Below are 21,058 nucleotides of genomic sequence, written 5' to 3' on the forward strand. Positions count from 1 at the left end.
GGATTGGAGGCGGAACCCGTAGGCGACCCGGGGTAAACGGATTTGCAATCAGGTGCATGGCCACTCTGCCATTCCGCCTAAATACTAGTTTAGCTTTAAGATAAATTGGAGCGGCACACGAGGCTCGAACTCGTGACCTCGACCTTGGCAAGGTCGCGCTCTACCAACTGAGCTAGTGCCGCATTCAAAATAGTCAGTAATTTGTCCGTTGGTGCGCGACAGGTCGCGTCCTACATTCTGGCAACTGAGCTAGTGCCGCATTCAAAAAGTCAAAGCCCAAACACACTAACCCCGCGGGGGTTATCGTCTTGAGCGGGGCAGGATTCTACAATAATTAGGGGGCTTTGCAAGTATTTTTTATAAATTAAAAAACTTTTCTCGGTAAACCTTTAATTCCATAATCGAATCTTTAATGTCGTCTAACGCTAAATGCGACCCTTTTTTATTCACTTGAGCCAACACATCTGGTTTCCAACGACGAGCAAGTTCTTTAATGGTACTGACATCTAAATTACGGTAATGGAAGAAGTCTTCAAGCTCGCGCATATACTTATTCATAAAGCGGCGGTCTTGGCCTATCGAGTTACCACACATAGGTGAAGCACCCGCTGGCACCCATTGCTTTAAAAACGCGAGAGTTTGTTCCACGGCATAAGCTTCATCAAACGTGCTTGCCTTACAGCGTGCCGTTAATCCAGATTTGCCATGCTGAGTTGTACACCACTCATCCATGCCATCCAGTAGTTCATCACTTTGATGAATGGCAATCGTTGGCCCTTCGGCTAATATATTCAGATCAGCGTCAGTGACAACAGTTGCAATTTCAAGTATTTTGTCAGTCTCTGGTTCAAGTCCGGTCATTTCCAGATCGAGCCAAATTAAATTTGATTTATTAATAGTCATAATTACCTTAAACGGTGCTTTTCTTTAGATCCAACGCATTTCGATATATCATATTAGCATCAACCGTCGAGCTAAAGCTTTTTTTGGCAAACTCGGCATTTAACTCAGGTTATAGGCCTCAAGTGGCAAAACAGAAAAAATTAAGTAAAGGCCAATCCCGTAGGATCAAGGCCAATCATCAAAAGCGTTTATCGAATGCCGATAAAAAACCGGCAAAAGTCGGCGCGCAAGAGTGGCAAACAGATAATTTAGGTCAAGTGGAAAATGCGATTGTTATTAGCCGCTTTGGGCAACATGCCGACGTAGAAACCCAAAATGGCGATGTTCTTCGCTGTAATATTCGCCGTACCGTATCAAATTTAGTATGTGGCGATGAGGTATTATTTCGTCGTGCAAAAGTAAGTGAAGGCGATTTAGCGGGGGTTATTGAAGCAACTCAAGAACGTCGTTCACAGTTAACGCGCCCTGATTTTTACGACGGTGTAAAAGTGATTGCCGCGAATATAGACCAAATTTTAATGGTATCAGCAGTATTGCCTGAGTTTACGCCAAGCATTATTGACCGCTATTTAATTGCCTGCGAAGACATGGGCATTGAGCCGATTTTAGTCCTTAATAAAATTGATTTAATTGATGAAACTGGTTTAAACGACATACAACAAATACTCGATATTTACCGTAAACTTAATTACCAAGTGCTGCTAGTTAGTAATATAACCGGCGAAGGCATTAATGAATTAAAAGAAGTACTTGTAGGCAAAAACAATATTTTTGTTGGCCAAAGTGGTGTGGGTAAATCTACCTTAGTAAACACTGTGCTGCCGGATGCTGAAATTTTGACTAAAGAAGTCTCTGAAAACAGCGGTCTAGGCCAGCACACCACCACAGTATCGCGTCTGCATCATTTACCAAGTGGCGGTAACTTAATTGATTCACCGGGTATTCGTGAGTTTGGTTTATGGCATTTAGATGTTGAACGAGTCACTTGGTGTTTTAAAGAATTTAGAGAGTTTATAGGTGGATGCCGTTTTAGAGACTGTAAACACTTAAACGATCCAGGCTGTATAATTCAGCAAGCAGTCGCTGATGGCGATATCTCAAAGTTACGCTTTGAAAGCTATCACCGTATTTTAGAAACCATGGCCGATGGCCGTGCCGGCGCGCGTGCGCCTCGCGTATAATTAGGGAAAAACCTGTGAGTTTAGATAAATTTAAAATCGCCATGCAATATGCTATGCCAAAGCACTTTATTTCTCGTGTAGTAGGTAAGCTTGCAGCTGCAAAAGCGAGCGCATTAACAACAACATTAATTAAACTATTCATTAAACAATACAAAATAAATATGAGTGAGGCTAAATATTCTGATCCAGCTCACTATAAAACCTTTAATGAATTTTTTACCCGTCCGTTAAAGGACGGTGCTCGTCCTATGGTTGAAGATGACGATATTATTATTCACCCTGTTGACGGCGCAATCAGCCAACTTGGCGATATTGTTGACGGCCAACTAATCCAAGCTAAAGGCCATGATTACAGCTTACAAGCGTTGTTAGGTGGCTCAGAAGACGACACAACACCGTTTTTAGGTGGTAAATTTGCAACTATTTACTTGGCACCAAAAGATTACCACCGTATTCACATGCCAATTGATGGCACGCTAAGCAAAATGATTTATGTACCGGGCGATTTATTTTCGGTAAATCCACTTACCGCGCAAAACGTACCGAATTTATTTGCCCGTAACGAGCGTGTAGTAGCAATTTTTGAAACTGAAATTGGCCCGCTTGCTATGGTCCTTGTAGGCGCAACCATTGTTGCTAGCATAGAAACTATTTGGGCTGGCACAGTCACTCCACCAGCTGGCAGTGATGTGTTTAGCTGGAACTACCCAACTAAAGGCGAAAACGCGATCACCCTTAAAAAAGGGGAAGAAATGGGCCGCTTTAAATTAGGCTCAACAGTTGTGCTTGCATGGGGTGCAGATAAAGCCGATATTTTTGATGATCAACGCCCTGAAACGGTAACCCGTTTAGGCACTGCGTTTGCAAAAATTAACGATTAAACAAATCGTTAATTAGAAATAAAAAACCGCGTTATTTAAACGCGGTTTTTTAATTTCTGTAGGTGTGGGGATTGCTGTTACGAACATATTCATAACGTTTCTCTAAAGCGTAGCGGCCTCTTAACCTCTTTGTGTATAACTTCCCTAAGACTTTATTGCACAAAGAGAAAAAAGTGGAGTAAATGAGAAGACACCAAAGATTAAAAGCGAGCAAGTAAAAGTTTTTACTTCCCATCACACTCTTTACAGTTTAAATCTTTAACTACTTTAAAATGCTGTTGCTTTAAGCTTAATGCGTCAAAGGTTATAAACAAACTCCCACCAAAATGGCCTAACAGCATATTAAGAGTTAGCTGTGCCTGCATAGAGCCAATTACACCAAGTAAGGGGCTAATAACGCCCGCATTGTCGCAATTAACAACAGGGTTAGCATCATTTTGTGGAAATACGCAGCCATAGCAAGGGCTATCTGTTTGCCTAAAGTCAAAGCCCATTAATTGCCCTTGGGTTGCTAGCGCTGCTGCAGAAATTAGTGGTGTTTTGTTGTTTACGCAAAAACGATTGACGGTGTAACGAGTCGCAAAGTTATCAGAGCAATCAAGTACGATATCGGCGTTACTGAATAGTGCATCACTGTTAGCATCGCTCAACTTTTGCGAGTGAGTCACTATGTTTATTTGATTGTTAAGGCTCGCAAGCACCTTCCCTGCTGCATTTACTTTTTGCTGCCCTAAGTGATTCACTTTATACAGTATTTGCCGCTGTAAATTAGAGAGTTCAACGGTATCGTCATCAATTAATATTAGTGTGCCAATGCCAGCAGCTGCTAAATAGAGTAGCGCAGGGCTTCCTAGCCCGCCTGCACCTACCACAGCAACGGTTGCCGCTTTAAGTGTTAACTGCCCCTCAAGCCCCACTTCTTTTAATAATAAATGGCGGCTATAACGTAGAGTTTCTTTGTCGCTGAGCTGCTGCGCTTGCATGTTAGCAGGCATTCTCATTTATCACCGATTTTAAGGTATTGATTGCCTCTACGTAATCATCAGCCTCGGTAATAGCACGTACCACGGCTACACTGCCCACGCCCGTTTTAGCAACTTCTTGCGCCCTGTCTAAATCAATTCCGCCAATAGCCACTGTAGGATAGCTTTGCATTAATGGCACAAATCGAGTTAGTTTTTCAAGCCCTTGTATCTGGCCTGTCATGTCTTTGGTGGTAGTAGGGTAAATAGCGCCAAAGGCCATGTAGCTTGGGCGGTAATTATGCGCCCGAAGCATTTCATAAAAGCCATGGGTAGAAAGCCCAAGTCGCAGGCCTGCTTCTTTTATAGCCGCTAAATTTGCGCTCTCTAAGTCTTCTTGTCCTAAATGCACACCATATGCGCCATGTTTGATTGCCAGCTGCCAGTAATCATTAATAAACACATGCGCACTGTATTGCTGACCCAAAGCGACCGCGCTTGCGACTAATTGTTCAAGCTCATCTTCGCTTTTATCTTTAACTCTTAATTGCGCTGTTTTAATGCCATTTTGTAAGCATTTTTCTAGCCACTCTACGCTATCGACTACCGCATAAGCGCCAAGCGCTTTGCTTTCACACGCAGCAAAGTCAGCTGCCATATTAAAATCAAGCGGTACATCAAAATCTAGCTCATCACCCAACCAACTACCTGCTTCAATCACTTGAGGGTAATGCGCTAGGTCAGTCGGAAACGACGTTTGTGCAACCGGCCCTATCCCCTCGCCATAGCGAACTGATTGCTTCAAACCTTGGTTTATATAGGCTTTAGCTAAAATAAACGCATCTTTTAACGGATAGTTCTTTGCAAGGCATGCAGCAATAACAGACGCCATACTACAGCCAGTGCCATGATTGTGCGGAACCTGAATTTTTTCATTACCCAACCAGTACTCTTCACTACCTTGTGAGCAGTAATCAATACAGTAACCACTTGGATAATCCCAATGCCCGCCTTTAATAACCACCGCTTTGGCACCCCATGCCATTAGTTTGCTTGCTGCTTCTTTAATTGCTGCGGGGCCAATTAAATACACACCTGTTAATAACTGTGTTTCATGGGTATTAGGGGTAATTACATCCACCAGCGGTAATAGGCATTCTTTAATCGCGCTTACAGTGTCTTCTTCTGTTAGTAAGTCACCGCTTGAGGCAATAGCCACAGGATCGTACACAATCACCGGCGGGGTTGGCCACTTCGCTTTGTAATGGCTAATATGCTCACTGATCAATTGAATTTGCTGCACGTTAGCTAACATACCAATTTTAATTACTTTGGCTTTCATGTCTTTTTCGAGTGCCAATAACTGCGACTCAATCACATCAGTCGAGACAGCATTAATCGCCTCAACACCTAAACTATTTTGTGCTGTTAGTGCGGTAATCGCAGTACAACCGTGCACACCAAAGCTTTGCATTGCTTTAATATCAGCTTGAATACCTGCGCCACCGCCGGAGTCTGAGCCCGCAATCGTCCATACTACATTGTTCATAATGACCTACTTCCTAATTTTTTACGTTTGATGCCAAAATGGCATACCCATTGTGGGGGTTGATGGGGCCGCAACGTCTTTTTCTGGCATTGCTTTGGCGTTATAAGCAAAGCGCCCTGCTTCAACAGCTGCTTTAAATGCAAGTCCCATGGTAATAGGGCAACCCGCACCCGCTATGGCTGAATTTAATAATACCGCATCATACCCTAATTCTAAGGCTTGGCAGGCATGCGATGGTAAACCTAACCCAGCATCAACAATTAATGTGCTGTTAGGTAAACGCTCCCGTATCGCCTTTAAGTTATAACTATTTAATAATCCCTTACCGGTACCAATTGGCGCGCCCCATGGCATTAGCACCTCGCAGCCTAATTCATCTAAACGTTGGCAAAGCACTAAGTCATCGGTGCAGTAAGGCAGTACTTTAAACCCATCTTTAATTAAAATCTCAGTGGCTTCAAGCAGAGCAAAAGGATCTGGCTGTAAGTTATAGTCATCGCCAATTAATTCCAGCTTTATCCAATCGGTAGCAAATACTTCTCGACACATTTTAGCTAAATTAATGGCCTCTTTAACACTGTGGCATCCTGCTGTGTTAGGTAAAACTTTAAGCCCTGTATTCTTTATAAGTTGCCAAAAATCATCTCCTGCAGCTGCGTTTTGCTGGCGACGTAAAGACACAGTAACAATATCCGCTCCTGAAGCATTAATTGCTTTAGTCATCGTCGCGGGCGATGGGTAAAGCGCAGAGCCAATCAGTAATCTACTTGAAAATTGCTCGCCATAAATAGTGATATTATCGGGAGGTAACATAATGGTTACCCTCCTTGAATCGGAGATAACACATCAATGCAATCACCATCATTAAGTGTGTAGTTAGCATGTTGCTCTTGAGGTACAAACTGGCCATTAATGGCTACTGCAAACGGTGCTTTAGCACCATACTCAATTAAACACTGTTTTAGTTCGCTTCTTGTTAGGGTGAGCGCTTTACCATTAATTATTATATCCATCATTCCTCACTCTATTCTGGCAACAGCATCAGCAACTAAACTCGGCGCGATCATGTAGCCATGGCGGTATAATCCATTAATACTAATTACCTGCCCTAATTGTGTAACTTGTGGGCAGTTATCGCTAAACGCAGGTCGAAGCCCGGTTTGAATATTTAACAGTCGAGCCTCGGCAAAACCGCTGTGCACTGTATAAGCGGCTGAAAGTAACTCCAACGTTGAACGCACCGTTGCCGCCCCGCTATCTTGAGACTCAATTTCGGTGGCACCAATCACATATTCATGATTCGGCTTAGGTGCTATATAAATAGGATAACGCGGATGCATTAACCTCACTGGCCGAGATAAATTAACCTCGGGTGCATAGAGTCTTGCCACTTCCCCGCGCACGCCTCGAAGGGGCTGATCTTGTTTGGCTCCAAGCCCTCGACAATCAATAATGTAATCAAACTCTCGATTATTCACTTTGTTATCAAAGATGCTGGCGCGCTGATTAAATACAAACTTTACTTTGCGCTTATTTAGCAACCTAAAACTGGCTTTGTAAAAGGCTTGGTTATCTATTTGTGCTTCACCGGGCAAAAATAGGCCTTGGCTAAATCGACCAGCCAGTTCAGGTTCTAGTTGCTCAATTTGCTGTGCATTAATTGCTTGAGCACTAAAATTTAGTAACGGTTTGATTCGCTGTGCAAAGCTTTGTAAGTCGCCTTTATCCTGCGGATGAGCAACCACTAGGGTACCTTGCTGTTGAAAAAATACCTCGCTATTTAGTTGTTCTAAAATAGCAGGCCATCGAGTAATAGAATCCACTCCCATTAAAGCCAATTCACGTTCGCACATAACAGACTCAGCTAGGGGGGCTAGCATCGCTGCTGCCACTTTACCGGCACTGTTCTGAGTATGTTCATCATCGGCTTCAAATACGGTAACACGATGTTGCTTACTTAACTCAAGCGCGGCCAACCGCCCTGCTAAACCAAAACCCACCACAGCAATGTTATAAAACATAAACACTCCTACATTTAGCTGCGAGCTGCGGGTCTCTGGCTTCGAGCAACAAGGTGCTAAAATAAACATTTCGCTACTCGATGCTCGCAACCCGCAACCTATTTTATATTGCTTTATGGTAAATCTCTGAGCCTGTTTGCTTAAACTCTTCAGATTTGGCTTTCATCTCGGCCTCAACATCAACCATTTTGATTTCAATGGCATCACCCACGTTATTAGGATCAATACCGCGCGCTTCTAGATCTTTGGCGTAGTCGCGTACTTCTTGGGTTATTTTCATGGAACAAAATTTAGGGCCACACATAGAACAAAAATGCGCAACTTTGCCTGATTCTTGCGGCAGTGTTTCATCATGATATTCACGGGCGCGAACCGGGTCTAAACCAATATTAAATTGGTCATGCCATCTAAATTCAAAGCGCGCTTTTGATAGCGCGTTATCTCGCTCCTGTGCACCTGGGTGACCTTTCGCTAAATCGGCCGCATGAGCGGCAATTTTGTAAGTAATAAGGCCTTCTTTTACATCTTCTTTATTTGGCAAACCTAAATGCTCTTTAGGTGTTACATAACACAGCATCGCACAGCCATACCAAGCAATCTGCGCAGCACCAATCCCTGAGGTAATATGATCATACCCTGGGGCAATATCGGTGGTCAGTGGACCTAAGGTATAAAATGGCGCTTCGTCGCAATGTTTAAGCTGCTCATCCATATTGGCTTTGATCATATGCATAGGCACGTGTCCAGGGCCTTCTATGAACACTTGTACATCATGTTTCCAAGCTATTTTTGTCAGTTCCCCTAAGGTACGTAGCTCACTAAATTGTGCTTCGTCGTTCGCATCGGCAATAGAACCCGGACGTAAACCATCACCGAGTGAAAAACACACATCGTATTGTTTTAAAATTTCACAAATATCTTCAAAGTGAGTGTATAAGAAGTTTTCTTTGTGGTGCGCTAAACACCATTTAGCCATAATTGAGCCACCACGTGACACAATACCGGTTACGCGTTTTGCCGTCATTGGCACATAACGCAATAGCACACCAGCATGAATGGTAAAGTAATCAACGCCTTGTTCTGCTTGTTCAATCAGAGTATCGCGAAATATTTCCCAGGTTAGGTCTTCTGCTACGCCGTTGACTTTTTCAAGTGCTTGGTAAATTGGAACAGTACCAATAGGGACTGGCGAATTACGTACCAGCCATTCACGGGTTTCGTGAATGTAACGCCCTGTTGATAAATCCATTACGGTGTCGGCACCCCAACGGGTTGACCACACCATTTTTTCAACTTCTTCTTCGATAGATGAACCCACTGATGAATTACCTATATTGGCGTTAACTTTAACTAAAAAGTTACGACCAACAATCATAGGCTCGGTTTCTGGGTGATTAATATTGTTAGGTAAAATAGCGCGTCCACGAGCAATTTCATCACGCACAAATTCAGGAGTAATAAACTCAGGGATACTCGCGCCAAACGACTCCCCTTTATGCTGCGCAGCTAGTAACTCTTCACGTATTTGCGCACGCCCCATGTTTTCACGTATCGCTACATATTCCATTTCTGGGGTGACTATCCCTTGGCGGGCATAATGCATTTGGGTGACATTTTTACCTGCTTTTGCACGGCGTATTTTTGGAAGGTGTTCAAAGCGAATATGATCTAGCCCATCATCAGCCATACGCTGCTGTGCGAACTGTGAGGTTACCGACTCGAGTACTTCGGTATCATTACGGCTCTCAATCCATTGTTCACGGTATTTATTAAGTCCCTTGCGCACATCCAATTTAAATTCAGGATCGGTATACGGGCCTGATGTATCGTAAACACGCAGTGGTGCATTTGACTCATACACTGGGTTTTGTTCATCACCACCAATAAAAGTATCGCTCAATGTGATTTCACGCATACCCACACGTACGCCTTGCTGGCTACCTGCAACGTATACTTTATGGGAGCTTGGAAACGGCTGACCGGTTAAGTTATAAATATAATCTGATGCGGCCGCACGAGTTTCGCGACGGGTGGCTTTATTTGTTGTATTTGACATGACTTACCTCATTGCTAAAGGGTTGTCTTGTCAGATATTCCGCTGAGGAATAGAGAAAGATCGTAAAGTAGCTTTATGCGACTTTGCGGCCTAAGACGGAGGTTGCTTTTTTGTGCGCATAAAAAAAGACGCACAAGCGTCCTAGTTAGGCAGCTTGTTCCCTACGCAGGTATTAACCTGATCAGGTTCACGGATCCCGCTTTCGCGATCTCAGCCTAAATAAAACTTAGGCACTCCGACAAGTATTTGAATTGTTCGTTGATTTGATAATGTTTTGATCAAATCTGCGACGAGTGTACGCCAGTTGAAAATTCCCTGCAAGGGGCTGTTTTTCAAAACTCAAAAATTATTTTGGGATAAACACAAATTTTTGTTCAGCTTGCATTACCAATGTTTGGTCTTGCATGTTAAGCACTGCACCTTGCTGCAGAGCCTGTAAAAACTGTTGTTCAAACTCATCCAGTTCAGGGCCACATGATTTACGTGTCATACCTAATTTGCTTACGCTCAGGCTACTGTCTTCAAGTGAGCCTTCACCAAAGAACTTATTACATCCAGTAAAGCCGTTTATTTGTAGCGCATCGATAAAGCTCATTGATGCTTTAAAGGACGCGGGAATGGCCAAATCATCAACCTTTGATAATTGCCATTGTGTATATTTTAGCTGCTCAGTGGTAACTGTCCCTGTTGATGCGCAACCAACACATAAACCGATTATAAGCATCGGTATTGCTGCTAATTTCATGTTATTACAAACTTAGTGTCTAATTAATGTAATAGTATCAATATTTGTCAGGTTTATCCGTTAAAAATGCATATTTTAAATGTAAATTTTTGTTTAAAATTCATGCTATTTAAAACTATGCAACCGCTTGGAATAAGTCATCTATCTGTGGTGGTAAAAATGGACGACCTTTCTCATTAACCGATGTACCAATAACTAAGGCATTGAGCATCACTTTTTCATCTTGTTTGCGCACTACCGTTTGTTTAAATGCAAACTTAAGACGACTAATACGCACAGGCTCTACCGCCACATAAAACTCATCTCCAGGCAATAGGGAATGTTTGTAATCCATTTCACTGCGCATCACCACTAAGTTAATTTTATCTTTTGCAAGCTGTGCAAAATCAACGCCGTGTGCGTATAAAAACTCGTGGCGAGCGTGCTCAAGATAATTAAAATAAACACTGTTATTTACAATACCTTGTAAGTCACATTCGTAGTCGCGCACCTTAAAGTCTACTTTAAAGGCCATATTAGTAATCCCAATTATTTAACGTATAATTGTCGCGTTTATAGCACAAGTGTTGAAATAATTGCTACCATACGAGTCCCTAAAATGGAGTTAAGTAACCTAATGAACCTACGTTTGTCTTTAATTACAGCCACGTTATTACCCCTGTTCGCAGCACCTATATATGCTAACGCAGATGACACCGAACTAGAGAAAATCATTGTTACCGGTGACTTTCAGCAAGAAAGCATTCAAACATTAAGCGCCAGTGCCAGCTTATTTTCTGAAAATGAAATGAATCAACGTGGTGCAACATATTTAGACGAAATGTTAGCCAGTGCAGCCAATGTAAACTTTGCTGCTGGTGCGTCTCGCGGTCGTTATATTCAAATTCGCGGTGTTGGTTTACGCTCGCAGTTTGTTGACCCGATAAATCCATCTGTGGGCTTAGTAATTGACGGTATTAATTATTCAGGCTTAGGTGGTAGTTCATTATTGTTTGATATTGACCAAGTAGAAATTTACCGCGGTCCTCAAGGTACACGTTTTGGTGCAGATGGCATGGCGGGCATGATCCAAATGCAATCAGCTAATGCAACCAGCGATCCTAGCTTAAAGTTACATTTAGGTGCCGGCACTTATAACAGCCACGAAGCAGGCCTTGCTGCTAGTACCGGTTTAACAGATGACACCAGTGCCCGCGTTAGCTACTTTCGCAGAAAGTCTGACGGCTACGTAGACAACCTTTATTTAGATAAACCCACTCAAGATCAAGATGAGCAAGTTGCACGCTTTAAATTAAACAGCCAACTCACAGCTCATTTAAATTCAGAACTTAACCTGCATTATATTGATATTAATAACGGCTACGATGCATTTACTCTTGATAATTCTCGCAACAGCCTTGCTGATCAACCAGGCGAAGATAATCAACAAAGTTATGCTATTGGCCTGAATAATACTTACACTGGTTTTGATGCCTTTGATGTCAACTTAAACCTTTCAGCCATTGATACAGAACTTTTTTATAGCTTTGATGAAGACTGGGTGTGTAACGATACTAATAAGCCGCAATTATGTGCCGCTGGTTTACATCCTGATGGTTATAGTTCAACAGATATTTATAGCCGCGATCGTGATGATCAAGCGCTCGATCTGCAATTTACTGGTAAAGCAGGTAACTGGGTTGCGGGTATTTACTATCAAAACCGTGATGTGGATTTAGAGCGTCAATATACGTGGTTAGCCAACCCGTTTGCTTCAACCTATGAAACTAATAACATTGCAGCTTATGGCCAATTAGCCACAGCAATTGGCCCAAAAACTACGCTTATTACTGGTTTACGAGTTGAGCAATATCAAGGAGATTACACCGATAGTAACGGTTTTATTGAAGAAACTGACGATATTATGCTCGGTGGTAAAATTGCACTTGAATACCAAGTTATTGACCGTACCATGATTTACACCAGTATCACCCGCGGTTACAAAGCTGGTGGTATTAATTCAGAAGCGCTAGCAAAAGCAAAAGATGAAGGTTTAAGCTTAGATGCTGATTTTTTCAAACAGCATACCAGCTTTGATCCAGAATACTTGTGGAGTGGTGAGTTTGGCGTTAAAGGTTCATCGCTAGATGACAAGTTTACCCTGCGCTTAGCGGCGTTTTATATGCACCGCGATAATATTCAATTAAAGTCGTGGCAAGTATCAGATCAACAATTTACCGGTTATGTCGCCAATGCCAGCTCTGGCAGCAACTACGGTCTTGAAATTGAAGGCAGCTACTTACTTACTGATAATTTACTCATTAGCGGTAGTGCTGGCTATTTAGATACGAAAATAAACGACTTTGTCACTAAATCGGGCTTAAACCAAGATGGCCGCGAGCAAGCACAAGCGCCTAAATATCAATACGCATTTAGTGCACGCTACAATGTTACTGATGAGCTATATGCTATGTTAGGTGTTGAAGGTAAAGATGATTATTACTTCTCAGACAGCCATAATGCACAAGCTCCAAATACAAACTTAGTAAATGCGAGCCTTGGCTACGAAGCAGAAAACTGGGCTGTTCGTGCATGGGCACGTAATGTGTTTGATGAAACCGTTCCAACTCGCGGTTTTGAATTTGGTAACAACCCGTTAGATGGTTATACAAGTCAAACTTACATTCAACTAGGTGAGCCACGTGTGGCCGGCGTTACGTTTACGCTTAATCTGTAATACAGCGAACCAGTTGTCAGTTCGAGAATAGAAAACACCGCGTTTAATGCAAACGCGGTGTTTTTTATCTGATAGCTGACCGCTAAAAGCAATTAGCTGCTTTAAGCTCTGGCCACATCAAACGCAATCACTTCTTTTATTTTTTGTTTATTGGTTGCTAGCATCACGAGTCTATCAATCCCTAATGCAACCCCCGCACATTGCTCTAAACCATGTTCCAATGCCGCAATTAAACGCGTATCCATAGGAACTTGCTTTAAGCCGTTAGCAGCACGATAGGTGTTGTCTTCGTTAAACCTTTTTGCTTGTTCTTTAGCATTAGTGAGCTCATTAAAGCCGTTAGCCAGCTCCATATTTTTATAATACAACTCAAAGCGCCCTGCTACTCGCTCATCGTGTTTACAAATTTGTGCCAGTGCCGCTTGTGATGCCGGAAAGTGATACACAAAACATGGCTTATCTTGTCCTATTGTTGGCTCTACTTTCATACAAAATAATAATTGCAGCAAGGTATCTTTATGAGTCTCGTTTTTAGCAATATCAGCAAAGCCATGTTCGCATGCGAGTTGTTGTAACTGCGTGATAGATACAGTTAATGGATCGACCCCTAACGCGCGTTCAAATGCCTTTTGGTAGGTAACGCGCTCTGCAGGAGCAACCTCAAGAATGAGCTGCATTAGCTCATCTATTTCGTCCATTAAAGCAAATTCGTCAAACCCAGGCCGATACCATTCGAGCATAGTAAATTCAGGATTATGATGACTGCCCGCTTCTTCATTTCGAAATGCCTTACAAAGCTGAAAAATAGCGCCTGAGCCGGCCGCTAACAAGCGTTTCATCGCAAACTCTGGAGATGTTTGCAAAAACAGGGGTAGCCCACCGGCATGGCCTGGGCCCACAAATGTAGTATTAAAGCTGGCTAAATGCACATCGGTTACACTGGCAGCACTTAAACTCGGTGTTTCGACTTCCATTACATTACGCTCATAAAAGAATTCCCGAATGCTGCGCATAATTGCTGCGCGTTGCTTAAGTATTTCTATGCTGGCACTCGGCTTCCAAAGATCTGCTGACATATTTTCTCCAAAAAAAATCCCAGCTTAAGCCGGGATTTAATTAATAAGACGCGTTGCTGCTTACTTAACACGGCTCACGTATTCACCATTACGAGTGTCTACTTTAATTACTTCGCCAATTTGTACGAATAATGGAACACGTACTACAGCACCTGTGCTAAGCGTTGCTGGTTTACCACCTGTGCCCGCTGTATCACCCTTAAGGCCCGGATCAGTTTCAGTGATCTCAAGCTCAACAAAGTTTGGTGGAGTTACAGCAATTGGGCTGCCGTTCCATAATGTAATAGTACATACATCGTTTTCAACTAACCATTTGCCAGCATCGCCCAGTGCTTTTTCGTCAGCAGCGATTTGTTCAAATGTTTCATTGTTCATGAAATGCCAAAATTCACCGTCTGTATATAGGTACGCTAAATCGGTATCCATTACATCAGCACCTTCAACCGATTCACCCGATTTAAAGGTTTTTTCAAGTACCTTGCCAGAGATAAGCTTACGGATACGAACACGGTTAAACGCTTGGCCTTTACCCGGTTTTACCATTTCATTTTCTAAGATACTGCAAGGTTCGCCGTCCATCATAATTTTTAGGCCGCCCTTGAACTCGTTGGTGCTATAATTCGCCATCGTTTCCTCTATTTATATTTTTCGAGTAATCTACGTGCCAATGATACAAAGAAATGAAGCAAATTTGCATAAAAACTGGCAAAAAGAATTAGCAAATGTAGTTACCTGCCCAAAAGTGTTGTTAGAAATGGTTGGTTTATCGAGCCAAGTCCATGAAAACGACATAAAAGCTCGTAGCTTGTTTCCTGTTCGTGTGCCATTGCCTTTTATAAAAAAAATTCGTCATGGCGATGCAAATGATCCTTTATTGCTGCAAGTTATGCCTCGCCATCAAGAATTTTTAACTAAGTCGGGGTTTAATAAAGATCCGCTACTTGAGCAAGATAACAATCAACCAGGTCTGTTACATAAATATAAATCACGTGTTTTAGTCATGTTTAAAACTGGTTGTGCGGTAAATTGCCGCTACTGCTTTAGACGCCATTTTCCTTATCAAGAAAACCAGTTAAATAAACGCAGCCTAATTGATGCATTGAGCTATATACAAGCTGATAAAAATATTAACGAAGTGATTTTAAGTGGTGGCGATCCACTAATGGCCAAAGACGATGCTATTAGTTGGTTTTTAGATGAGCTTGAGCAAATACCACAAATAAAACGGATGCGCATACACAGCCGCTTACCTGTTGTGATCCCTGCACGCATTACTGAACAATTATGTGAAAGATTAGCAAAGTCACCACTAAAAATTATATTCGTGAATCATATTAACCATGCTAACGAAATAGATAGTGACTTTAAAAACGCCATGAACATGCTAAAACAAGCCAATGTACTGTTATTAAATCAGGCGGTTATTTTAAAAGATGTTAACGATAACGTTGATGCACAAATTAACTTAAGTGAAGCACTATTTGATGCAGACGTAATGCCTTATTACTTACACCTACTGGATAAGGTAGAAGGCGCAAGTCATTTTGATATAGATGAGGCACAAGCCATAAAAATAATGGCAGAGCTTTTAGAAGCCCTGCCAGGATTTTTAGTGCCTAAACTAGTAAGAGAAATAGGGGGCCAAAAAAGTAAAACCCCTATTGACCTCAAATTGGTTTAAACATAAACGTTTACATTATTCCCAAGTGTTGCAGTAACCGACTCAGCCGGTGTTTGCGCACTTGAGGATTGTGTAGCACCTTCAATAAGCGCAAGTGCAGCGGCGCCATCAGCTTGCTGTTGCTTTTTAGATAAAGCAGCAGTTAAAACCTCTGCGCCTTGGCCTGCACCAGGGATTGTAGGTAGATTTCCACCTGATATATTCATAACTCACACCTGACATTTAAATGTAATACACGTATTATAGTCGCTGAATTGGTAAATTACTTTACCAACCCACTTAAGTATTTATCGGCAACATTGCACTAAGCTTTAGGAAAACCATGGATTCTATAATTGAACAACTCAACGCCAACTTAAAAATTGTTTACCGTCAGGCGCTTGATGCTGATAAAAAACTCGATGAGTTACAACAGCAAGGCCACGGAAAATTTAAAGCCTTATTTGCCGAGGACGCTGGATTTAGCTTTGAAGCTAAACGCTTTAAGCCGTACGTTTTAGACGTTGCCGCTGATGTAGAAAGCTTATCAAGCGACGGTTTAGACGAAGAAAAGCTAAAACAAGCAGTTATTAAACTACAAAACTTATTAACCTTGTTAGCGACCTTTAAATAAAAATGAGCGACTGCTTTGCAAAGCGTCTACCAAAGTAGATGCTTTGCATTATTAGCTTTAGCTTACTTGATACGCGGTAAAATTTGTTCACCAAACCACTCTGTTAATAAGCGTTTTTCGTAGTAAAATGCTTCATCTCGACCCATTTTAATTTTATCCATAAAACCCATATCTTTTAAGCTTACGTTATCTTCTTGTGCAACAACGCCACTTTCATCACTAAGCACATAATTAAATTCAATGCGTGGAAAGTGAATAGGTTTGACCACTCGGATTTCGTTAACACCGCCATAGCGTACGTCTCCGGCTAAATCTAAATCGGTGACTTCAATTTTTAAACTGTAGTTTTTAGGAAGTTGCTCGCTGAGCTTTGCAAAGTGTTCATCAATACTTTTGGCTATTTGCTTATGGTATGAGCCTTTAGTTTGGTTTGATGGGCGTACATCGCGATAATCATTAAAGTCATGCCATTTCACTTGAGCCTCACCCGCGCAAACAACACTCGGTAGTGCAATACACATCAACATTGCTATTTTTTTAACTAAGTTCATACGTTTCTCCAACGAGTATTTTGATCATTGTGATCAATTGAATATTTTACAAATCGCTATACATCACTTTAGCAATTACATATGAACTATAACTTAATCTTTACGCTGAGGTGTTATTAAAATTGCACAAAATGTAATCGAAAGTACGGTTTACGATCATACTATTACAAAGCAAATAAAATAATACATGTAAAAACTCATTATTTATGGTGAAATTAGGGTAATTGAACAGAGGTTTCCAAGGAGCATTCATGGCAATTTTAGTAACCGGTGGCGCAGGCTATATTGGCTCACACACCGTTTTAGAACTTTTACAGCAAGGCAGCGACGTTATCGTTATCGATAACTTAAGTAACTCCTCTGAAGAGTCACTTGAGAGAGTGAAAAAAATAACCGGTAAAGCAATTACTTTTTATCAAGGTGATATTTTAGATAAATCCTTTTTAGACTCAGTATTTGCAAAACATAACATTGATAGTGTAATTCATTTTGCAGGTTTAAAAGCAGTTGGTGAGTCGGTAGCAAAACCAATCGCGTATTATCAAAATAACGTACAAGGCACATTAACACTAGTTGATGCTATGCGTGACGCGGGTGTGTTTAAACTGGTATTTAGCTCATCTGCAACAGTTTATGGTGACCCTGCAAGCTTACCAATACGCGAAGACTTCCCCGTTGGCGGTACAACCAACCCATATGGTACCTCTAAACTAATGGTTGAAATGATGCTGCAAGATATCGCTAAATCAGATCAGCGCTTTGCGTTTGCTATTTTGCGCTACTTTAATCCTGTTGGTGCACATGAGTCAGGTTTAATTGGTGAAGACCCTAATGGCATTCCTAATAATTTACTGCCTTTCATTTCACAAGTTGCGGTTGGTAAATTAAAGCAGCTCGCTATATTTGGCGATGATTACGACACGGTAGATGGTACTGGCGTTCGCGATTACATTCACGTTGTAGATTTAGCCTTAGGGCATTTAAAAGCGCTTGATAAAATAGCCGCAGAAACCGGCGCACTTATTTATAACCTTTGTACCGGTAACGGCTATTCAGTATTACAAATGGTCAATGCGTTTATTAAGGCTAGCGACCAAGCTATCCCTTATGCGGTGTCACCTCGTCGCCCTGGTGATATTGCAGCCTGTTATGCTGCGCCAGAAAAAGCGCTTAGTGAACTAGGCTGGCAAGCCGAGCGTGGTATTGATGTGATGATGCAAGATACTTGGCGCTGGCAATCAAATAATCCAAATGGATATAAGTCATAAAGGCTTCTTTAAGTTATCAGCTTAAAATTAAAACACCGCATTTAAATTAAATGCGGTGTTTTAATGTTGTACTTACCAATTTTGCATTTCTACAATCCGTGACTGGGTTCGCGCATATTCAAAGCTTAATTTTTTACCTTGGTATAACTCGTTTATGTCGGCCTGAGCGTTAATCACCAGTAATTTGTGGCAATCATAAAACTCATCGACTAAGGCAATAAAACGCCGAGCTTCATCATCGAGTGTATGCTCATCTAACTGCTGCTTTTCGCGCTGATAGCTGTCTTCTATACCATGCACAATAACTTTACCAGTTGCCTCTTTTCCCATTATTGGCACATTCGCGATGTATACTACCGAAAACTTTTCTGCTAAAAACATATAGTCATTGGCGCTACGAGGGCCTGAGCACAATGCCATAAAATCAATCAGTAAAGCATCGTCAGTTTTTAATAAATAAGGAAGCACTCGGCCATGCACAGTTATTGTATTATTACGCATTGCTTGAGAATGTGCGGATAAAAACCCAGCCTCAAATTCAGCATCGGGCAAGTTAATAAAATAATGACGACTACTTCTGCCGTATCTAAAGCGATGATCTTCCTCCCCCGCTACGTTAATTACACGACAATGTTCATTTATTAAATCGATAGTTGGTAAAAATCGCGCGCGTTGCAGACCGTTGTAATAAAGTTGCTCCGGTTTTGCGTTAGAGGTTGCTACTAGCACCACGCCTTGTTCAAATAAAGCGTTAAATAACCGAGCCATGATCATGGCGTCACCAATATCACTAACAAAAAACTCATCAAAGCACAGCACTTTTATCTTTTTGGCCCACTGTTTAGCAATTATTTGCAGCGGATTTTTATCCCCTTGTAACTTGGCCAATTGAGCATGAACTTTTTCGATAAAATGATGAAAGTGCAGGCGCTGCTTTTTCTCTGTGGGTAAGTTTTCATAAAATAAGTCCATCAACATAGATTTACCTCGGCCAACCGGGCCATATAAATATATTCCCCTTATTGAAGGTGCTTTTTGCAACCAGCTTGCAGGCTGATTTAATTGCTCACTTAAAGACTGTAACGCACTCACGGCTTGGTGCTGCGCCGCATCGAAATCAAGCTCTCCTGATGAAACCTTGCTATGGTATAGGCTTAAAATTTCTGTGCTGGGCTCTGTCATGGTATTTCACTATCCGCTATACTCGCGGCCATTGTAGCCGACTAAAAATGTGAACAACATGAAATTTCCTTGCCGTTTAGATAAATTTATTAGCCATTTAGCAGAGTTACCACGCTCAAAAGCCCGCGCAGCAATAAAAAGCCAAGTGGCTTGCGTTAATGGCGAGGTGATCACGGCATTCGACTTTCAAGTTACTCAACAAGATGACGTGTTATTTCATGATCAGCCATTAGTGTTTTTAGGTAAACGCTACTTTATGCTCAATAAGCCGGTAGGCTATGTATGCGCTAATTCAGATGAGTTACACAAAACCGTATTTGATTTGCTTGATGAGCCAAACATGGCCGACTTTCACATTGCCGGGCGTTTAGATATAGACACCACAGGCCTAGTGCTTATTACTAATGATGGCGAGTGGTCACATAAAATTACCTCGCCGAAAAAGAATAAGTTTAAAACCTACCTAGTCGAAACCCAAGAGCCGATTACCGACGATGCACTGCAGCAACTACGCGATGGTGTACAGTTACACAATGAAAAAGATTTAACTCGCCCTGCTATTGCTGAACGCGAAGGGAGTTACGGTTTACGTTTGTCGATTTCTGAGGGGAAGTACCATCAAGTGAAACGCATGCTAGCAGCGGTAGATAACAAAGTAGTTGAACTACATCGTGAACAAATTGCGGGTATAAAGTTAGGTGAAGATTTGGCTGCAGGTGAATACCGCCCATTAACTGCCGCAGAGATAAAACTGTGAGGTTGTTTAGGTGATAGGAAATGGTTCACGAGGTTCGGGCTGTTCACCTGCCGCTCTAGGCTCGATCCTCGTTGCCTTCTATAATCTTGCCTAATCTCTGTTCTTACGATTTAATCTGTACTAAATCAAAGTCTGTCATCCCAGGTACAATCGCTTGCAGCCGAGACTCAGTAATATCTAGAGAGTTTAAACATTCACAATATTCAGAGGCTTTAAGTTCTAATTGATGGGCTTTTTTCTGTAACGACTTATCGATTTCTTTGGTGATGATATCCATGCGTTGCCCCATGTCGTTCATGCGGTCTTCTATATTGCCTTCTCGAGATTTAAACGCATCCCCAAGCGACATTAAAATAGCACCCAAAGAGCCATGTACAGCTGAGTGTATTTTTTGACTAATTTCTTTAGTAAAAAAATCATCAATTTGGGAAAGCGATTGAGGAGCTATAAAAAAGAAATCGTCGCCACGTTTAAACTTATCCATAAGTGCGCGCTCTACATATTGTAATTGCGTTTTTAGCACTTCGGGTTCTTTATCTGACATGCCCTCAACAACATGCTCAATAGCACTGAGTCCTAGGTTAACGCCATCGGTCGCTAAATCGACCAACTCAGGAACTGTTTGACGAATACCATTGCTAAATTGTTCTAGCACTTTGCTTTCGTCGGTGCTTAAATCGACCCAGTAGCCTCGAATAAACAATTGATTATTATTGTTAATTTGCACCCTTGTTTGGCCTTTATCAACAATACGGATCACATCATCGGTAATAATTAAACCATGACGAAGTTCAACATCACATTGTTTTTGTGCGATTGCATTGGAGCTTAAAAGTGCCATTGATAACGCCAATATCGAACGAGATAAAAACGCCATAAACACCTCAAAAAGACTAAAATAGGGGGTGGCTAGATT

General features: G+C 41.7%; 22 protein-coding genes, 2 tRNA genes and 1 riboswitch. Of the genes, 7 read left to right on the forward strand and 17 right to left on the reverse strand.

The features are described from left to right. Positions 1–4: 4 nt before the first annotated feature. The 3 genes from CWB76_RS09420 to orn form a co-directional block, all read right to left on the reverse strand. Positions 5–78, reverse strand: a tRNA-Cys gene (locus CWB76_RS09420). A gap of 28 nt (positions 79–106) precedes the next feature. After that, a tRNA-Gly gene (locus tag CWB76_RS09425) sits at positions 107–182 on the reverse strand. Between the two features lie 175 nt (positions 183–357). Then, the gene (gene orn, locus CWB76_RS09430; RefSeq protein ID WP_008115490.1) at positions 358–903 is read right to left on the reverse strand and encodes an oligoribonuclease; all 546 of its coding nucleotides are present in this window, start codon (positions 901–903) and stop codon (positions 358–360) included. A gap of 122 nt (positions 904–1,025) precedes the next feature. On the opposite strand from orn, the gene rsgA reads away from it, so the two are divergent. Together rsgA and asd are read left to right on the forward strand one after the other, a co-directional pair. After that, on the forward strand, positions 1,026–2,084 hold the full coding sequence (gene rsgA, locus CWB76_RS09435) for a small ribosomal subunit biogenesis GTPase RsgA (protein WP_138607092.1): 1,059 nt from the start codon (positions 1,026–1,028) through the stop codon (positions 2,082–2,084). 14 nt (positions 2,085–2,098) lie between these two features. Beyond that, complete coding sequence (asd, locus tag CWB76_RS09440) at positions 2,099–2,965, forward strand: archaetidylserine decarboxylase (RefSeq protein ID WP_171039611.1); 867 nt, start codon at positions 2,099–2,101, stop codon at positions 2,963–2,965. 224 nt (positions 2,966–3,189) lie between these two features. Here asd and CWB76_RS09445 read toward each other — a convergent pair whose 3' ends face one another. The 8 genes from CWB76_RS09445 to CWB76_RS09480 all read right to left on the reverse strand — a co-directional run bounded on the left by CWB76_RS09445 (position 3,190) and on the right by CWB76_RS09480 (position 10,812). After that, positions 3,190–3,966, reverse strand: a complete 777-nt coding sequence (locus CWB76_RS09445) for a HesA/MoeB/ThiF family protein (RefSeq protein WP_138607094.1) — start codon at positions 3,964–3,966, stop codon at positions 3,190–3,192. Further along, a complete protein-coding gene (gene thiE / locus CWB76_RS09450) occupies positions 3,950–5,476 on the reverse strand; it encodes a thiamine phosphate synthase (protein WP_138607096.1) in 1,527 nt (508 codons plus the stop codon). The genes CWB76_RS09445 and thiE overlap by 17 nt, the downstream gene beginning before the upstream one ends. Positions 5,477–5,497: 21 nt before the next feature. Beyond that, entirely contained in the window at positions 5,498–6,289 is a 792-nt protein-coding gene (locus tag CWB76_RS09455) for a thiazole synthase (RefSeq protein WP_138607098.1), read from the reverse strand. 5 nt (positions 6,290–6,294) lie between these two features. Beyond that, positions 6,295–6,489, reverse strand: a complete 195-nt coding sequence (gene thiS, locus CWB76_RS09460) for a sulfur carrier protein ThiS (RefSeq protein ID WP_171039615.1) — start codon at positions 6,487–6,489, stop codon at positions 6,295–6,297. A gap of 6 nt (positions 6,490–6,495) precedes the next feature. Then, positions 6,496–7,497 carry an FAD-dependent oxidoreductase gene (locus tag CWB76_RS09465; protein ID WP_138607102.1) on the reverse strand — a complete coding sequence of 334 codons (1,002 nt, stop codon included), beginning with the start codon at positions 7,495–7,497 and terminating at the stop codon, positions 6,496–6,498. 103 nt (positions 7,498–7,600) lie between these two features. Beyond that, entirely contained in the window at positions 7,601–9,553 is a 1,953-nt protein-coding gene (gene thiC / locus CWB76_RS09470) for a phosphomethylpyrimidine synthase ThiC (protein WP_131690428.1), read from the reverse strand. 141 nt (positions 9,554–9,694) lie between these two features. Beyond that, a riboswitch (TPP riboswitch) is annotated at positions 9,695–9,801 on the reverse strand. A gap of 98 nt (positions 9,802–9,899) precedes the next feature. Continuing rightward, a complete protein-coding gene (locus CWB76_RS09475) occupies positions 9,900–10,298 on the reverse strand; it encodes an META domain-containing protein (RefSeq protein ID WP_283235058.1) in 399 nt (132 codons plus the stop codon). A gap of 115 nt (positions 10,299–10,413) precedes the next feature. Then, the gene (locus CWB76_RS09480) at positions 10,414–10,812 is read right to left on the reverse strand and encodes an acyl-CoA thioesterase (RefSeq protein WP_138607104.1); all 399 of its coding nucleotides are present in this window, start codon (positions 10,810–10,812) and stop codon (positions 10,414–10,416) included. 102 nt (positions 10,813–10,914) lie between these two features. On the opposite strand from CWB76_RS09480, the gene CWB76_RS09485 reads away from it, so the two are divergent. Next, the gene (locus tag CWB76_RS09485; RefSeq protein WP_138607260.1) at positions 10,915–13,014 is read left to right on the forward strand and encodes a TonB-dependent receptor; all 2,100 of its coding nucleotides are present in this window, start codon (positions 10,915–10,917) and stop codon (positions 13,012–13,014) included. 101 nt (positions 13,015–13,115) lie between these two features. On the opposite strand, the gene epmA is transcribed toward CWB76_RS09485, so the two are convergent. Together epmA and efp are read right to left on the reverse strand one after the other, a co-directional pair. Then, positions 13,116–14,090, reverse strand: coding sequence for an elongation factor P--(R)-beta-lysine ligase (epmA, locus tag CWB76_RS09490; protein ID WP_138607106.1), 975 nt, complete (start codon positions 14,088–14,090; stop codon positions 13,116–13,118). Positions 14,091–14,150: 60 nt separating this feature from the next. Continuing rightward, positions 14,151–14,717 (reverse strand): elongation factor P, encoded by a 567-nt coding sequence (gene efp, locus CWB76_RS09495; RefSeq protein WP_010390517.1) that lies wholly within the window; start codon positions 14,715–14,717, stop codon positions 14,151–14,153. A gap of 40 nt (positions 14,718–14,757) precedes the next feature. Here efp and epmB point away from each other — a divergent pair, with 40 nt between their 5' ends. Further along, positions 14,758–15,771: an EF-P beta-lysylation protein EpmB gene (epmB, locus tag CWB76_RS09500; protein ID WP_138607108.1), complete on the forward strand. Its 1,014-nt coding sequence runs from the start codon at positions 14,758–14,760 to the stop codon at positions 15,769–15,771. Here the strand turns inward: epmB and CWB76_RS09505 are convergent. After that, the gene (locus tag CWB76_RS09505) at positions 15,768–15,977 is read right to left on the reverse strand and encodes a hypothetical protein (RefSeq protein WP_138607109.1); all 210 of its coding nucleotides are present in this window, start codon (positions 15,975–15,977) and stop codon (positions 15,768–15,770) included. The genes epmB and CWB76_RS09505 overlap by 4 nt on opposite strands. 116 nt (positions 15,978–16,093) lie before the next feature. Between CWB76_RS09505 and CWB76_RS09510 the strand changes: the two genes are divergently transcribed. Further along, positions 16,094–16,384 carry a hypothetical protein gene (locus CWB76_RS09510; RefSeq protein WP_010390514.1) on the forward strand — a complete coding sequence of 97 codons (291 nt, stop codon included), beginning with the start codon at positions 16,094–16,096 and terminating at the stop codon, positions 16,382–16,384. A gap of 62 nt (positions 16,385–16,446) precedes the next feature. Here the strand turns inward: CWB76_RS09510 and CWB76_RS09515 are convergent, their stop codons facing one another. After that, positions 16,447–16,935 (reverse strand): DUF3016 domain-containing protein, encoded by a 489-nt coding sequence (locus tag CWB76_RS09515; protein WP_010390512.1) that lies wholly within the window; start codon positions 16,933–16,935, stop codon positions 16,447–16,449. A gap of 251 nt (positions 16,936–17,186) precedes the next feature. Here CWB76_RS09515 and galE point away from each other — a divergent pair, with 251 nt between their 5' ends. Further along, complete coding sequence (gene galE, locus CWB76_RS09520) at positions 17,187–18,203, forward strand: UDP-glucose 4-epimerase GalE (protein WP_138607111.1); 1,017 nt, start codon at positions 17,187–17,189, stop codon at positions 18,201–18,203. A gap of 72 nt (positions 18,204–18,275) precedes the next feature. Here galE and zapE read toward each other — a convergent pair whose 3' ends face one another. After that, positions 18,276–19,385, reverse strand: a complete 1,110-nt coding sequence (zapE, locus tag CWB76_RS09525) for a cell division protein ZapE (RefSeq protein WP_138607113.1) — start codon at positions 19,383–19,385, stop codon at positions 18,276–18,278. A 58-nt stretch (positions 19,386–19,443) separates the two neighbouring features. Between zapE and rsuA the strand changes: the two genes are divergently transcribed. Then, positions 19,444–20,142, forward strand: coding sequence for a 16S rRNA pseudouridine(516) synthase RsuA (rsuA, locus tag CWB76_RS09530; protein WP_138607115.1), 699 nt, complete (start codon positions 19,444–19,446; stop codon positions 20,140–20,142). Between the two features lie 103 nt (positions 20,143–20,245). Here rsuA and CWB76_RS09535 read toward each other — a convergent pair whose 3' ends face one another. Further along, positions 20,246–21,019 carry a YggN family protein gene (locus tag CWB76_RS09535; protein ID WP_010390508.1) on the reverse strand — a complete coding sequence of 258 codons (774 nt, stop codon included), beginning with the start codon at positions 21,017–21,019 and terminating at the stop codon, positions 20,246–20,248. Positions 21,020–21,058 lie beyond the last annotated feature (39 nt).

The organism is Pseudoalteromonas sp. S1609 (assembly GCF_005887255.1).
Classification (GTDB): domain Bacteria; phylum Pseudomonadota; class Gammaproteobacteria; order Enterobacterales; family Alteromonadaceae; genus Pseudoalteromonas.

What these genes read in the sequence shown, in the direction of transcription:
- galE (WP_138607111.1), top strand. Translation starts at nt 17,187, where the DNA reads ATGGCAATTTTAGTAACCGGTGGCGCAGGCTATATTGGCTCACACACC.
- CWB76_RS09535 (WP_010390508.1), bottom strand. Translation starts at nt 21,019, where the DNA reads ATGGCGTTTTTATCTCGTTCGATATTGGCGTTATCAATGGCACTTTTA.
- CWB76_RS09480 (WP_138607104.1), bottom strand. Translation starts at nt 10,812, where the DNA reads ATGGCCTTTAAAGTAGACTTTAAGGTGCGCGACTACGAATGTGACTTA.
- thiS (WP_171039615.1), bottom strand. Translation starts at nt 6,489, where the DNA reads ATGGATATAATAATTAATGGTAAAGCGCTCACCCTAACAAGAAGCGAA.
- CWB76_RS09485 (WP_138607260.1), top strand. Translation starts at nt 10,915, where the DNA reads ATGAACCTACGTTTGTCTTTAATTACAGCCACGTTATTACCCCTGTTC.
- CWB76_RS09515 (WP_010390512.1), bottom strand. Translation starts at nt 16,935, where the DNA reads ATGAACTTAGTTAAAAAAATAGCAATGTTGATGTGTATTGCACTACCG.
- CWB76_RS09445 (WP_138607094.1), bottom strand. Translation starts at nt 3,966, where the DNA reads ATGAGAATGCCTGCTAACATGCAAGCGCAGCAGCTCAGCGACAAAGAA.
- thiC (WP_131690428.1), bottom strand. Translation starts at nt 9,553, where the DNA reads ATGTCAAATACAACAAATAAAGCCACCCGTCGCGAAACTCGTGCGGCC.
- CWB76_RS09510 (WP_010390514.1), top strand. Translation starts at nt 16,094, where the DNA reads ATGGATTCTATAATTGAACAACTCAACGCCAACTTAAAAATTGTTTAC.
- epmA (WP_138607106.1), bottom strand. Translation starts at nt 14,090, where the DNA reads ATGTCAGCAGATCTTTGGAAGCCGAGTGCCAGCATAGAAATACTTAAG.
- efp (WP_010390517.1), bottom strand. Translation starts at nt 14,717, where the DNA reads ATGGCGAATTATAGCACCAACGAGTTCAAGGGCGGCCTAAAAATTATG.
- thiE (WP_138607096.1), bottom strand. Translation starts at nt 5,476, where the DNA reads ATGAACAATGTAGTATGGACGATTGCGGGCTCAGACTCCGGCGGTGGC.
- epmB (WP_138607108.1), top strand. Translation starts at nt 14,758, where the DNA reads ATGATACAAAGAAATGAAGCAAATTTGCATAAAAACTGGCAAAAAGAA.
- orn (WP_008115490.1), bottom strand. Translation starts at nt 903, where the DNA reads ATGACTATTAATAAATCAAATTTAATTTGGCTCGATCTGGAAATGACC.
- CWB76_RS09465 (WP_138607102.1), bottom strand. Translation starts at nt 7,497, where the DNA reads ATGTTTTATAACATTGCTGTGGTGGGTTTTGGTTTAGCAGGGCGGTTG.
- CWB76_RS09475 (WP_283235058.1), bottom strand. Translation starts at nt 10,298, where the DNA reads ATGAAATTAGCAGCAATACCGATGCTTATAATCGGTTTATGTGTTGGT.
- CWB76_RS09455 (WP_138607098.1), bottom strand. Translation starts at nt 6,289, where the DNA reads ATGTTACCTCCCGATAATATCACTATTTATGGCGAGCAATTTTCAAGT.
- CWB76_RS09505 (WP_138607109.1), bottom strand. Translation starts at nt 15,977, where the DNA reads ATGAATATATCAGGTGGAAATCTACCTACAATCCCTGGTGCAGGCCAA.
- rsuA (WP_138607115.1), top strand. Translation starts at nt 19,444, where the DNA reads ATGAAATTTCCTTGCCGTTTAGATAAATTTATTAGCCATTTAGCAGAG.
- zapE (WP_138607113.1), bottom strand. Translation starts at nt 19,385, where the DNA reads ATGACAGAGCCCAGCACAGAAATTTTAAGCCTATACCATAGCAAGGTT.